Origin of the sequence: Kitasatospora sp. NPDC059146 (genome assembly GCF_042786665.1) — a bacterium.
GTDB lineage: Bacteria > Actinomycetota > Actinomycetes > Streptomycetales > Streptomycetaceae > Kitasatospora.
In genome coordinates, this window is the sequence record NZ_JBHZCY010000187.1 from 1 (window position 1) to 12,987 (window position 12,987).

A 12,987-nucleotide genomic window follows, 5' to 3' on the forward strand; every position below is an offset into this window, starting at 1 on the left:
ACGTCCAGTACGAGGCCGACTCGGGCGCACGCCCAGCCGGGCGCCCAACGCCGCGCGCTGATCTGCCAAGATCCGCCGGACAGGCCCTAGCCGACGTGCCCGCCGATCAGCCACCCCAGCAGGTACGTCACCCCGGCCGCGGCCCCGCCCAGCACCAGCTGCCGCAGCCCGCTGAACCACCAGCTGCGCGCCGTCACCCGGGCCACCACCGCGCCGCACAGGAACAGCCCCAGCCCCGCCAGGAGCATCGCCGGCAGCAGCGTGGTCGCCCCCAGCAGGTACGGCAGCAGCGGCAGCAGCGCGCCCAGCGCGAAGCACAGGAAGGACGAGCCGGCCGCGACCAGCGGGGAGGGCAGGTCGTTGGGGTCGATCCCCAGCTCCTCCCGGGCGTGCACCTCCAGCGCCAGCTCCGGGTCCCGGGACAGCTGCCGGGCCACCTCGTGGGCGAGCTCCGGGTCCACCCCGCGCGAGACGTACACCTGCGCCAGCTCAGCCAGCTCGCCGTGCGGGTTGCGGCTCAGCTCCAGCCGCTCGGCCTCGATCTCGGCCTGCACCAGCTCCCGCTGGGAGGCCACCGAGGTGTACTCCCCCGCCGCCATCGAGCAGGCGCCGGCCGCCAGGCCCGCCAGGCCGGTGAGGATCACCGTGCTGCTGGAGGCCGCGCCGCCGACCACACCGGTCATCAGCGCGAAGTTCGACACCAGGCCGTCCACCGCCCCGAACACCGCGGGCCGCAGCCAGCCGCCGTTGACGTCCCGGTGGTGGTCGGCCGCGGGTATCCGCGGGTGCTGGGCGGGCTCGGCTTCCAGGGTGCTCGCAGTCACGGTACTTCCCCTCCGTCTTTCGTTCGTCGACCTGACCGTAGCCCCGTTGACCTGCGCATTTCCAGCAAAGTAAGGCTGTCCGAACAGCACTGAGGCCACCCTTCGCAAGGGTGGCCTCAGTTGCGGGGAAGTCCCTGGTCAGATCGGGTTCGTGGCGTCCTTGCCGGCCTTCTCGGCGCCCTCGTCGGCCGGTTCGGCCGCCGCCTTTTCGTCCAGCAGTCGAGACGGCTTCTCCCCGTCCACCGTCTCGCTCGGCTTCGGAACGGCCGCCTCCGCCTTCTTCGGCGCCGCGTCCTCCTCCTGGGCCGCGTCCTTCTCCTGGGCCTCGGCGTGCGCCGCCGGGTCGATGCTCGCCGGGTCCTCCCGGCCGGGCCGCTTCTTCCCGACGACCACGAAGTACACGACGGCGCCGATGAACACCACGATCGAGGTCCAGTCGTTCAGCCGCAGGCCGAAGTAGACGTGCGCCTCGTCGATCCGCAGCCACTCGGTCCAGAAGCGGCCCACCGTGTACGCGGCGACGTACAGCGCGAAGGCCCGGCCGTGGCCCAGCCGCCAGCGCCGGTCCGCCCAGATCACCAGCAGCGCGACGGCCACGTCCCAGATCGACTCGTACAGGAAGGTCGGGTGGAAGACCCCGTTCACGACCTCGCCGTCGGGCAGCGTCTTGTGGATCTCCAGGCCCCACGGCAGCGTGGTGGCCCGCCCGTACAGCTCCTGGTTGAAGTAGTTGCCCCAGCGGCCCATCGCCTGGGCGAGCACGATGCCCGGCGCGATGGCGTCGGCGTAGGCGGGCAGCGGCACGCCCCGGCGGCGGCAGCCGATCCAGGCGCCGACCGCGCCGAGCGCGACCGCGCCCCAGATGCCGAGGCCGCCCTCCCAGATCTTGAAGGCGTTCCAGGGGTTCTTCCCCTCGCCGAAGTAGAGCTGGTGGTCGGTGATCACGTGGTACAGCCGGCCGCCGACGAGGCCGAAGGGCACGGCCCACACGGCGATGTCACCGACGGTGTGCTTGGCACCGCCCCGGGCGACCCAGCGCTTGCTGCCGAGCCAGACGGCCGCGACGACCCCGAGGATGATGCAGAAGGCGTAGGCGCGCAGCGGGATCGGTCCGAGGTACAGGACCCCCCGCGACGGGCTGGGAATGTAGGCGATATCCATGGCAGTTCCGACGCTACAGGGTCCGGCGGCCCCATCCGACACCCCCGGGGTCACAGATACCGAACAACGAACGCCGCCGCCCCCTCCCGCATCGGGAGGGGGCGGCGGCCGGACGCGCTCAGCCGGCCGACGGCGAGGGGTTGTTGGCCTCCGAGGCGGCGGCGGTGGGCGCCGGGGTCTGACCGTTCGTGCCCGCCGTCCCGAGCTGCTTGCCCTGGTTGGCGGCGTCCACCCACTTCACCAGGTTCGCCGGGGTGATCTCCTCGTTGCCGTTCTTCGGGTAGATCGGCTGGCCGTTGAGCAGCACCGTCGGGGTGGACTTGTAGCTGGACTTGTCGAAGTCCTGCTGCACCGCCGACACCCATCCGCCGTACTTGTTGTCGTTGACGCAGGCCTGGAACTCCGGCGTGTCCAGCCCCCCCACCTGCTTCGCCAGGTTGAGCAGCACCGCCTTGTTCCCGAAGGCGTCGTTGGTCTCGTCCGGCTGGTTGCGGTAGAGCACGTCGTGGTAGTCCCGGAAGTGCCCGGCGTCCTGGGCACAGGCCAGCGCGTTGGCCCCGTTCTTCGAGCCCTTGCCCGGCACCGCGCGGTCGATGAACGACACCACGTGGGCGTTGGTGTAGATCTTCCCGGCGTCCTCGAGCTGGTCGATGGTCGCCGAGAACTCGCGCTCGAAGATCCCGCAGGCCGGGCAGCGCGGGTCCTCGTACACGGTGAGCACCGACGGCGCGTTGCTCGCACCGACCGGGATGACCAGGTTCTTGTCACCGATCGTCCCGGCCGGGGCGGCGGTCGGGGTCTCCGGCTTGGAGCGCTGGTTCTGCACCAGCACGCCGGTGACGACCGCGGCGGCGATCACCACGAGCACCGCTCCGCCGACGACCAGCTTCTTCCTGCGCCGCGAGCCGGCCTCCTCGGCCGCCCGCTGCTCCAGCATCCGCTCGCGGGCGGTGCGCTTGCCTTCTCGGTTCTTCTCGCTCATTGCCTTGACATCCACGGTCTGGGGGCCTTCGTCGGGTGCGGGGATGGGAATGGCCGGACGGGTCAGCTCGCCAGCCAGCCGTCGGCCGAGAGCCGGGTGCGGGGCCGCCACAGCAGGAACCCGGCCAGCAGCAGGAAGCCGGTGTCGCGGAGGATCTCCTGCAGGTACTCGGTCTGCGAGGCGTCGACGTGCCCTCCGCCGCCGAAGCAGCCGCAGTCGATCGAGATCCCGCGCGCCCAGGCCGAGGCGATCCCGGCGATGAAGGCGAGCAGCAGCAGCGCCGACACCCCGGCGACCAGGCGGACGCCGAGGCCGATCACCAGCAGCAGGGCGAGCGCCAGCTCCAGGAAGGGCAGCCCGTAGCCGATCGGTTTGACCAGGCCCTCGGGCAGGATCTCGTACGCCCGCACCGCCTGGGCCGCCTCCGCCGGGTCGGCGATCTTCGCCAGCCCGGCCCACCCCCAGACCACGGCCAGGCCGAGCCGCGCGGCCGTACCGATCCACTCGCTCCGGACCGGCACCCGCCGCGGCGCGGGCGCGGAGCCACCGGACTGCACTGCCGGCCCCGCCATCAGGGAACCCCCCTCGGGAAACTCGTTCACTTCCTGACGAACCGTAAGGGATGAAGACCGGTTCCTCCGGATTCACGAATTAAGCCGGACGAGTGACGTTCCGTCCGATTCCCTCGAACACCCCTACGTCACCGGCACCCCTGCATCCGCCCCGGGTCGAACAGCTCCGGCCGCCCCTCGTGCCGCCCCCGCGCGGCCCGCTCCGCCGCGTCCCAGCGCGCCGCCTCCGCACAGGCCACCGCCTCCCGCTCGGCCCGCTCCGCCCCCCGCTTGGCCAGGGCCTGCCCCACCTCGGTGTGCGCGCCGACCGCGGCCCCCAGAGCCAGCGCGGCCGCCGCTGCCCGCAGCAGCACGGCCCGATGAAGCCCAGCCACCCGCTCACCCCTTCGCTAGCCCGGCCACCCCCGTAGACGTGGTTCGTGCACTCGTCCCTCCACTCAACGCCGGTCAACCCCGCCTGATGCGTGTCGCCCGCGCTCTTCACCCGTTCGGGGCCGCCGCGCCGCTGACGCCGACGGAAAAGCCGGCGGCCCGCTCCCCCCGGAGGGGGAACGGGCCGCCGGCCGACGACTGCTGCCGCGGGTCAGCGCCTGCGCACGCCCTGCGCCAGCTCCCCGGCCAGCGCGCGGACCGCGGCCAGTCCGGCGGCCTCGTCCGCACCGGCCTCCAGGATCCGCTTCACGAACGCGGAGCCGACGATCACCCCGTCCGCGAACCGGGCGACCTCGGCCGCCTGCACGGCGTCGGAGACGCCGAGCCCGACGCAGACCGGCAGGTCGGTGGTGGCCCGGGTCCGGGCGACCAGGTCCTCGGCCAGCGAGCCCACCGCCGACCGCGTCCCGGTCACCCCCATGACGGCGGCCGCGTAGACGAAGCCGCTCCCGGCCGCCGTGACCTCCGCCAGCCGCGCGTCCTTGCTGCTCGGCGCGACCACGAACACGGTGTCCAGCCCGTGCTCGTCCGCCGCCTTGCGCCACTCCTCGGACTCCTCCACCGGGAGGTCCGGCAGGATGCACCCCGCCCCGCCCGCGGCGGCCAGGTCGGCCGCGAAGCGCGCCACCCCGTACCGGTCGACCGGGTTCCAGTAGGTCATCACCAGCACCGCCGTCCCCGGGTGGGCGGCGGCCGCCTCCTGGACGGTCCGCAGCACGTCCTTGATCCGCACCCCGCCCCGCAGCGCGATGTCGTCCGCGGTCTGGATCACGGCCCCGTCCAGGACCGGGTCGGAGTGCGGCAGTCCGATCTCGACGACGTCGCAGCCGCCCTCGATCAGCGCGTCGACCGCCCGGATCCCGCCGTCGACCGTGGGGAACCCGGCCGGGAGGTACCCGATCAGCGCGGCCCGGCCCTCGGCCTTGGCCGCCGCCAGCACGGTGCTCAGCTTCGAAGCCATGATCACTTACCCCCCTCGGCCGCGCCGCCGGCCGCATCGCCGGAACCGGCCGGCGCGTCGTAGAGCCCGAAGTACTGGGCCGCGGTGTGCATGTCCTTGTCGCCGCGCCCGGAGAGCGAGACCAGGATGGTCGCCTCCGGTCCGAGTTCGCGGCCCAGCTCCAGCGCGCCGGCCAGCGCGTGGGCGCTCTCGATGGCCGGGATGATCCCCTCGGTGCGGGAGAGCAGCCGCAGCGCCTGCATCGCCGCGTCGTCGGTGACCGGCCGGTACTCGGCCCGCCCGGTGTCCTTGAGCCAGGCGTGCTCCGGCCCGACGCCGGGGTAGTCCAGCCCGGCCGAGATGGAGTGCGACTCGATGGTCTGCCCGTCCTCGTCCTGGAGGACGTACGTCCGGGAGCCGTGCAGCACGCCGGGGTCGCCCTTGGTCAGGGTGGCCGCGTGGCGGGGGGTGTCGGCGCCCTCGCCGGCCGCCTCGCAGCCGATCAGCCGCACGCCGGCGTCCGGGATGAACTCGTGGAAGATGCCCATCGCGTTGGAGCCGCCGCCGACGCAGGCCACGACCGCGTCGGGCAGCCGCCCGGTCCGGTCCAGCACCTGCTGGCGCGCCTCGACGCCGATGACCCGGTGGAAGTCGCGGACCATCATCGGGAAGGGGTGCGGCCCGGCGACCGTCCCGAACAGGTAGTGGGTGGAGTCGACGTTGGCGACCCAGTCGCGGAAGGCCTCGTTGATGGCGTCCTTGAGCGTCCGCGAGCCGGACTTGACGGCGACGACCTCGGCCCCGAGCATCCGCATCCGGGCGACGTTGAGCGCCTGGCGCTCGGTGTCGACCTCGCCCATGTAGATGGTGCAGTCGAAGCCGAACAGGGCGCAGGCGGTGGCGGTGGCCACCCCGTGCTGGCCGGCGCCGGTCTCGGCGATGATCCGGGTCTTGCCCATCCGCCGGGTGAGCAGGGCCTGGCCCAGCACGTTGTTGATCTTGTGCGAGCCGGTGTGGTTGAGGTCCTCGCGCTTGAGCAGGATCCGCGCGCCGCCCGCCTCGGCGGAGAAGCGGTGCACGTCGGTCAGCGGGCTCGGGCGCCCGGTGTAGTCCTTGAGCAGCCCGTCCAGCTCGGCGGTGAAGGCCGGGTCGGTCTTGGCCTTCTCGTACTCCTCGGCGACCTGCTCGACCGCGGCGACCAGCGCCTCGGGGATGAAGCGGCCGCCGTACGCGCCGAAGTAGCCGCGGGCGTCCGGCACCTGGGCGCCGGGCAGGTAGTCCTTCTCGGACATGTGGTTTCCCTTGACGGAGATGGATGACGGTGACGTCTGGTTCGGCTGGTTCAGCCGCGCGTCGTGCGCCATCGCCGTCCGGGTACCTGACCGGGCTCGCACCCGATCACGTACCGCACCCGACGCCCCAGCACCCGGCGTGCGGGCGCGCGGCAGCCGCGCGGGCGGCAGCCGGGGGCGAGTCGGGTGGCGATCTTCATCGGGGCGGTGTCAGTCCTTGTGCCGGACGGCGGGGTGGGCACCGGCCGCGACCAGGTCGGCGACCGCGGCCCGCGGGTCCTTGCCGGTCACCAGGGACTCGCCGACCAGCACCGCGTCGGCGCCCAGGTTGGCGTAGCTGATCACGTCCAGCGGGCCGCGCACACCGGACTCGGCGATCTTGACGATGCCGTCCGGAATGGCGTGGGCGACGTTCTCGAAGGTGTTGCGGTCCACTTCGAGGGTCTTCAGGTTGCGGGCGTTGACGCCGATGATCCGCGCCCCGGCGTCCACCGCGCGCCTGATCTCCTCCTCGTCGTGCACCTCGACCAGCGGGGTGAGGCCGATCGACTCGGCGCGCTCGATCAGCGACACCAGGGCCGGCTGGTCGAGGGCGGCGACGATCAGCAGCGCGAGGTCGGCGCCGTGGGCGCGGGCCTCCCACAGCTGGTAGGCGGTGACGATGAAGTCCTTGCGCAGCAGCGGGGTGTCCACCTCGGCGCGGACGGCGTCCAGGTCGGCGAGCGACCCGCCGAAGCGGCGCTGCTCGGTCAGCACGCTGATCGCCGCGGCACCGCCGGCCGCGTAGTCGCGGGCCAGGGCCGCCGGGTCGGCGATCGAGGCCAACGCGCCCTTGGACGGGCTGGAGCGCTTGACCTCGCAGATCACCCGGATCCCGTCGCCCTTGAGGGCGGCGACGCCGTCCTTGGCCTCCGGGGCCTTGGCCGCGAGCGCCTTGAGCTCGTCCAGGGAGACCCGGGCCTGCCGCTCGGCGAGGTCCTCGCGGACCCCTTCGATGATCGAGTCGAGCACACTCACTCAGGAGCCCCCATCATTTCTGCTGGTTCGCCAGCGCGAGCCGGACGGGCAGGAGCCCGTCGGCCCTTCGATGGTATCGGCACCCGGGTGCGCACAGCGCATCCGCCCGGCCCGCGTCTCGCGGAACGGGACACTCCCCGGTACGGCTCTCAGCTGCGGCTTCACCGGCTCTCCACCGGCCGGGGCCGGGCCGGCCCCGGGTCGGCGCCGGCCCGCCGGGCCTGGCTCAGACCACCGGCGGCGCCAGCCCGGCGCCCACCGGCAGGTTCCGCACCACCGCGAACACCAGCACCAGCAGGCCGATCAGCGCCCAGCGCCGACCTCCCACCGAGACCCGCACCGGCGGCCCGCCGGTCAGCGCCGCCCAGGCCCAGCGCAGCCAGAGCAGTGCCAGCACCGTGAACAGCAGGACGGCCACCGCGTTGTCGTGCAGCGCGCCGGTCAGGTCCCCGTGGGCCAGCGCGTGGACGCAGCGCAGGCCCCCGCAGCCGGGGCACCACCAGCCGGTCGCGGCCAGGAAGGGGCAGTCGGGGTAGTGCCCGGGGGCGTTCGGGTCCACCGCCGCGACGTACCCGGCGGGAACGGCCACCGCCGCCAGCGCGGCCAGCGGCGGGACCGTCCGGCGCAGCACGGGCGGCGGGGCGGGGGTGGTGGGGGCGGCGTTCACGCCCCGATTGTGCCCGCGCCGGGCCCGGACGGAACGAAACGGCGGGCGTGGCGCGCCCGCCGTTCGGTTGTGCGAATACCCGCTGGTCAGGCGGCGACGGCCTCGCGGGCCTCGACGGCCGCCCGGCGGGCGGCGTGCTGCTCCGCGACCGACTTGTAGACGTTGGTGCTGGCCTGCTTGCCCATGCCGGCCATCGACATGGCCTTGCCGACGATGCCGCCCACCAGGACGACCGCCAGACCGGCCCAGACGAGCAGCGGCGACGGCAGGATCATCGCGACGCCCGCGATGCCGAAGCCGACGAAGGAGATGACGACGCCGGTCCAGGCGGCGGGGTTGTGGCCGTGTGCTGCTGCTGACATCGATGGTGCTCCTAGGCTCTCGGGGCCCGGCCGGGCCTGCGGGGCCGCCGGCGGGTTGACGGTTCCCATTGTGCCGGGCCACACACCGGCCCCCCAAAGCGGGTGGCCCGTCTATCGCGTCACACCACGGCGGGCGCCGCACCACGGCCGGCGCCGCACGGCGGTGGACGCTACCCGGCGGTCGGGTCCTCGCCGCGGTCCAGGGCCTTCCACAGGTCACCGGGGGTGTCGGCCTTCGCCGGGGCCTTGCGGGTCGGCGCCTCGTAGCGGCTGCCCATGGCCGGCCAGCCGCGGCCGTGGCGCAGGGTGATCAGCCCGGCCACGGCGAGCAGCAGTCCGCCGGCCAGCGCGACCCAGGGCCAGCCGGTGTGCGACACCTCGGTGGCGGTGGAGCCGGCCAGCGCCAGCTTGCCGGAGGCGGCGCTGTCCAGCGCGGCGGTGTCCGAGGCCCCGGCCACCGAGGCGGCGGCCGCGCCCAGCCCGGCCAGCAGGGTCAGCGCGCCGACCGCGAGCCGGCCCGCGCCGCGCACCGCGAACACCGCGACGGCCGCGGCCAGGCCCACCAGGGCCAGCCCGCCGGGCAGTTCGGAGATCTTGCCGCCGGTGACGGACACGTCCAGGGTGCCGGCCCGGCCCTCGGCCCAGGTCCGCCCGGCCGCGGTCAGCACCAGCACGGCGCTCAGCACGGTCAGCAGCAGCATCACGCCGAGCGTGCGGCGGCCTGCCCCGGAGGGGGCGGGAGCGGCGGGGGCGGGGGTCTGGTCTGCAGCGGTCACCCGTCCACTATCCCCCGGGCCACGCCCCGCGCCGTACCCGGGGTGGGGAACTCGTCCGTGCGCAGCACCACCGTGCGCCCGCCCAGCGGCAGGAACAGGTCGTTGCCGAAGGGCACCCGTTCGGCCTCCCGGTACACCCCGCCGGGGGACGGCGCGGTGTGCACGGTGCAGGCGGCGGCCGCCGGGTCGACCACCACGTACAGCGGCACGCCGCTCTCCGCGCAGGCCCGCGCCCAGGCGTGGTCGCGGCCGGGGTGGGCCACCTCCAGCACCACCTCGGCCGCGGCGGCCGCGTACCGGCCCCGGGCGTTGTGGACGGCGCCTGCGGCGAGGACCACCAGGTCCGGGGCGAGCGGGCCGTGCGCGGCCGGGAAGTCGATCAGGACGCTGGACAACACCCGTCCCCGGCCCCCGAGTTCGCCCCGGATCTGGACGGCCGTGCCGAACACGGCCTCCCAGCGCAGCTCGTCGTACGGCAGCTCGTCGTACGGCAGCTCGGGCATCCGGCCGCCTCCTCACGCCTCAGGACAGTTCCGGCCTCCGCAGCGTATTGGCGGTGGCGACGGCCCGCAGCACGGCGGCCGCCTTGTTGCGGCACTCGGTGTCCTCGCCGTGCGGGTCCGAGTCGGCGACCACGCCGGCGCCCGCCTGCACGTACGCGGTGCCGTCGCGCAGCACCGCGGTGCGGATCGCGATCGCGGTGTCGGAGTCCCCGGCGAAGTCCAGGTAGCCGACGCAGCCGCCGTACAGGCCGCGGCGGGTGGGCTCCAGCTCCTCGATGATCCGCATCGCTCGCGGCTTGGGCGCGCCGGACAGGGTGCCCGCCGGGAAGCAGGCCGTCAGCACGTCGAAGGCGCTGCGCCCGGGGGCGACCTTGCCGGTCACCGTCGAGACGATGTGCATCACGTGGCTGTAGCGCTCGATCTGCATGAAGTCGACCACCTCGACGCTGCCCGGCTCGCAGACCCGCCCCAGGTCGTTGCGGCCCAGGTCGACCAGCATCAGGTGCTCGGCCCGCTCCTTGGGGTCGGCGAGCAGCTCGGCGGCCAGCGCCGCGTCCTCGTGCGGGGTCGCGCCGCGGTGCCGGGTGCCGGCGATCGGGTGCAGCATCGCCTCCCCCTCGGTGACCTTGACCAGCGCCTCCGGGCTGGAGCCGACCACGTCGAAGCCGCCCTCGGCGCCGCCGTCCGGGCCGGGGAAGCGGAACAGGTACATGTACGGGCTCGGGTTGGTGGTGCGCAGCACGCGGTAGACGTCCAGGGCGGAGGCCGGGCAGGGCGCCTCGAAGCGCTGCGAGGGCACCACCTGGAAGGCCTCGCCGGCCCGGATCCGCTCCTTGACCTCCTCCACCGCGGCCCGGTACGGCGCCCCGCCGAACGGCGAGTGCACCTCCCCCGGGCCGGCCGGGGTGAAGGTCGCCAGGCCCGGGTCGACCGACTTCAACAGGCCGGCCTCCATCGCGTCCAGGCGCGCCACCGCGTCCGCGTACGCCTCGTCCACGCCGCTCGCCAGGTCGTTGTGGTTGACGGCGTTGGCGATCAGCAGCACCGTGCCGTCGGAGTGGTCGAGCACCGCGAGGTCGGTGGCCAGCAGCATGGTCAGCTCGGGGAGCCCGAGGTCGTCCGGGTTCAGGTCCGGCAGCTTCTCCAGGCGGCGGACGACGTCGTACCCGAGGTAGCCGACCAGGCCGCCGGTCAGCGGCGGCAGGCCGTCGTCGGCGCGCCGCGGGGTGTGCAGCGCCTCCAGGGCGGCCCGCAGCACCTCCAGCGGGTCGCCACCGGTCGGGATGCCGACCGGCGGGGTGCCCAGCCAGCGGGCGCCGCCGTCGGGGTCGACGGTCAGCGCGGCGGCGCTGTGCACGCCCACGAAGGAGTAGCGCGACCAGTTGCCCTGCTCGGCGGACTCCAGCAGGAAGGTGCCGGGCCGCTCCTCGGCGAGGCTGCGGTACAGGCCGATCGGGGTGAGGCCGTCCGCGAGGAGCCTGCGGGTGACGGGGATGACCCGGGTGTCGACGGCGAGCTTGCGGAAGGCTTCGAGGTCCATGCGGGGCGGCACCTTCTGGATTCTGGAGTCGGCTGTGGTCGGGGTGGGTCAGGAGAGCGGGAGGACGTCGGCGTCGAAGCAGGTCCGGTCGCCGGTGTGGCAGGCCGCGCCGCTCTGGTCGACCTTCACCAGCAGGGTGTCGCCGTCGCAGTCCAGGGCCACCGACTTGACCGCCTGGACGTGACCGGAGGTGTCGCCCTTCACCCAGTACTCGTTGCGGCTGCGGCTCCAGTAGGTGCAGCGGCCGGTGGTGAGCGTGCGGTGCAGCGCCTCGTCGTCCATCCAGCCCAGCATCAGCACCTCGCCGGTGTCGTACTGCTGCGCGACGGCCGGGACCAGGCCGTCCTCGGTGCGCTTGAGGCGGGCGGCGATCACGGGGTCGAGCGCGGTGGAGCCGGGGGCGGCGGGTGTGGTGGACATGGGGCCATTGTGTCAGCCCCTCCGGGCCGCGAACCGCTCCGTCCGGGCGGTGAACCGTTCGCGGGCGTCCCGTTCGGGGTCAGTTCCGCCAACCGCCTGCCGGGGGCGGCCCCGGTGGTCCATCCTCGGGGCCATGACCTCCGAGCAGCAGCCGCCCGAAGCCGCCGCCACCCGTCCGCCCCGGAGCCTGGTGATCACCGTCGCCGCCGTCCTGGCCGTACTGCTCGCGGTGGTGGCCACCGTGCTGCTCTGGCCCGAGGACGCCCCGAAGCCCGCCGCCGCCCCGCCCCCGCCCTCGGCCACCCCGACCCCCACCCCCACCCCGACGCCGACCCCCACCCCCACCAAGCCGCAACCCCCGTACGCCTGGTTCCCGGTGGGCACCTGCTTCGACCACCCCCAGCTCAGCCCCGTCATCACCAAGGCCGAACAACGCCCCTGCGCCGGCGACCACGACGGCGAGGTCATCGCGAACCTCCAGCTCCCCGACGGCCTCACCGGCGAGATCCCTCTCGCCCTCGCCATGCGCGACGGCTGCAAGACCGCCGAGACCACCGCCGAATCCCGCCAACCCCCCGGCCGGACCTACTACCCCCGCCAGTTCGGCCCCGCCCTGGCCAACTACAAGGACGGCTGGCGCGACTACACCTGCACCCTCACCGCCGGCAACAAACAGGGCAGCCCCAAACTCACCGCCCCGCTCCACCCGTAGACAGCGGGAAGGCCCCGGCCCGCACAGGACACGCCCTAGGCTGGCGGCATGTCGAACCACGCGCTCGCCGAGCGCCACCGCCTCGCCGAACTGCTCGCCGCCGCCGGGCCGGACGCGCCCACGCTGTGTGCCGGGTGGAGTACCCGGGACCTGGCCGCGCATCTGGTGGTCCGGGAACGCCGGGCCGATGCGGCGGCGGGGATCCGGGTCGGCGCCCTGGCCGGTCACACCCAGCGGGTGCAGGACGGGTACGCGCAGCGCCCGTACGAGGAGCTGGTGCGGTTGTTCCGGGCCGGGCCGCCGGTGTTCTCGCTGTTCGCGCTGCCCGGTGCGGACGAGGTGGCGAACACCGTGGAGTACTTCGTGCACGCCGAGGACGTCGCCCGGGCGGGCGACGACCGGGCGGTGCGGCCCGTCCCGCCCGGCCGGGCCGAGGCCCTGTGGCGGCGGCTGCCGATGATCGCGCGGTTCGAGGCGGGCCGCCGTTCCCCCGTGCGGCTCGCGCTGACCCGCCCGGACGGGCAGTCGCTGACGGTCGGTCCGGCCGGCGCCCAGGTGGTCCGGATCACCGGCGAACCGGGTGAGCTGGTCCTGTTCGTCTACGGCCGCGGGGCCCGCACCGAGCTCGCCGTGGACGGTGACGGGGACGCCGTCGAGGCGCTCCGGCACGTCCTGCCGCTCCCGTAGAAGGCGGGCCCAGGGTCCGTCTTCGAACTCCCGTCGTCCGCCCGCAGGGCGGGCGGGGGGGCGGTGGGGTGCGTGCCTCGCAAGGCGGAGGAGGGCGCCC

At 74.2% G+C, this 12,987-nt stretch carries 17 protein-coding genes; 2 read left to right on the top strand and 15 right to left on the bottom strand.

The features are described from left to right. Positions 1-86: 86 nt before the first annotated feature. From ACFXPX_RS41185 to hisI, 15 genes are all read right to left on the bottom strand, one after another. Complete coding sequence (locus ACFXPX_RS41185) at positions 87-824, bottom strand: VIT1/CCC1 transporter family protein (protein ID WP_375893368.1); 738 nt, start codon at positions 822-824, stop codon at positions 87-89. Positions 825-962: 138 nt separating this feature from the next. After that, positions 963-1,985: a prolipoprotein diacylglyceryl transferase gene (lgt, locus tag ACFXPX_RS41190; RefSeq protein WP_380644906.1), complete on the bottom strand. Its 1,023-nt coding sequence runs from the start codon at positions 1,983-1,985 to the stop codon at positions 963-965. Positions 1,986-2,103: 118 nt separating this feature from the next. Then, the gene (locus ACFXPX_RS41195) at positions 2,104-2,967 is read right to left on the bottom strand and encodes a DsbA family protein (protein ID WP_375893364.1); all 864 of its coding nucleotides are present in this window, start codon (positions 2,965-2,967) and stop codon (positions 2,104-2,106) included. 62 nt (positions 2,968-3,029) lie between these two features. Continuing rightward, complete coding sequence (locus ACFXPX_RS41200; RefSeq protein ID WP_375893362.1) at positions 3,030-3,539, bottom strand: MauE/DoxX family redox-associated membrane protein; 510 nt, start codon at positions 3,537-3,539, stop codon at positions 3,030-3,032. 128 nt (positions 3,540-3,667) lie between these two features. Next, positions 3,668-3,913 carry a hypothetical protein gene (locus ACFXPX_RS41205; protein ID WP_380398152.1) on the bottom strand — a complete coding sequence of 82 codons (246 nt, stop codon included), beginning with the start codon at positions 3,911-3,913 and terminating at the stop codon, positions 3,668-3,670. A 209-nt stretch (positions 3,914-4,122) separates the two neighbouring features. After that, positions 4,123-4,932, bottom strand: coding sequence for a tryptophan synthase subunit alpha (trpA, locus tag ACFXPX_RS41210; RefSeq protein ID WP_380594991.1), 810 nt, complete (start codon positions 4,930-4,932; stop codon positions 4,123-4,125). Between the two features lie 2 nt (positions 4,933-4,934). Beyond that, positions 4,935-6,203 carry a tryptophan synthase subunit beta gene (gene trpB / locus ACFXPX_RS41215; RefSeq protein ID WP_375893356.1) on the bottom strand — a complete coding sequence of 423 codons (1,269 nt, stop codon included), beginning with the start codon at positions 6,201-6,203 and terminating at the stop codon, positions 4,935-4,937. A 50-nt stretch (positions 6,204-6,253) separates the two neighbouring features. Next, entirely contained in the window at positions 6,254-6,403 is a 150-nt protein-coding gene (gene trpM, locus ACFXPX_RS41220) for a tryptophan biosynthesis modulator TrpM (RefSeq protein WP_375893354.1), read from the bottom strand. A 10-nt stretch (positions 6,404-6,413) separates the two neighbouring features. Next, a complete protein-coding gene (gene trpC / locus ACFXPX_RS41225) occupies positions 6,414-7,220 on the bottom strand; it encodes an indole-3-glycerol phosphate synthase TrpC (RefSeq protein ID WP_375893352.1) in 807 nt (268 codons plus the stop codon). 226 nt (positions 7,221-7,446) lie between these two features. Beyond that, entirely contained in the window at positions 7,447-7,887 is a 441-nt protein-coding gene (locus tag ACFXPX_RS41230; protein WP_380527013.1) for a DUF2752 domain-containing protein, read from the bottom strand. 86 nt (positions 7,888-7,973) lie between these two features. Beyond that, positions 7,974-8,249 (bottom strand): HGxxPAAW family protein, encoded by a 276-nt coding sequence (locus ACFXPX_RS41235; RefSeq protein WP_375893350.1) that lies wholly within the window; start codon positions 8,247-8,249, stop codon positions 7,974-7,976. Between the two features lie 170 nt (positions 8,250-8,419). Then, entirely contained in the window at positions 8,420-9,025 is a 606-nt protein-coding gene (locus tag ACFXPX_RS41240; protein WP_375893348.1) for a TIGR02234 family membrane protein, read from the bottom strand. After that, a complete protein-coding gene (locus ACFXPX_RS41245; RefSeq protein WP_380644907.1) occupies positions 9,022-9,528 on the bottom strand; it encodes a Uma2 family endonuclease in 507 nt (168 codons plus the stop codon). The genes ACFXPX_RS41240 and ACFXPX_RS41245 overlap by 4 nt, the downstream gene beginning before the upstream one ends. A 19-nt stretch (positions 9,529-9,547) precedes the next feature. Then, a complete protein-coding gene (locus tag ACFXPX_RS41250) occupies positions 9,548-11,068 on the bottom strand; it encodes an anthranilate synthase component I (protein WP_380644908.1) in 1,521 nt (506 codons plus the stop codon). 48 nt (positions 11,069-11,116) lie between these two features. Next, a complete protein-coding gene (hisI, locus tag ACFXPX_RS41255) occupies positions 11,117-11,488 on the bottom strand; it encodes a phosphoribosyl-AMP cyclohydrolase (RefSeq protein ID WP_380594985.1) in 372 nt (123 codons plus the stop codon). A 133-nt stretch (positions 11,489-11,621) separates the two neighbouring features. Here hisI and ACFXPX_RS41260 point away from each other — a divergent pair, with 133 nt between their 5' ends. Together ACFXPX_RS41260 and ACFXPX_RS41265 are read left to right on the top strand one after the other, a co-directional pair. Beyond that, positions 11,622-12,200 (top strand): hypothetical protein, encoded by a 579-nt coding sequence (locus ACFXPX_RS41260; protein WP_380644909.1) that lies wholly within the window; start codon positions 11,622-11,624, stop codon positions 12,198-12,200. Between the two features lie 48 nt (positions 12,201-12,248). Further along, positions 12,249-12,887, top strand: a complete 639-nt coding sequence (locus ACFXPX_RS41265; RefSeq protein ID WP_380644910.1) for a TIGR03085 family metal-binding protein — start codon at positions 12,249-12,251, stop codon at positions 12,885-12,887. The last annotated feature ends 100 nt before the right edge of the window (positions 12,888-12,987 follow it).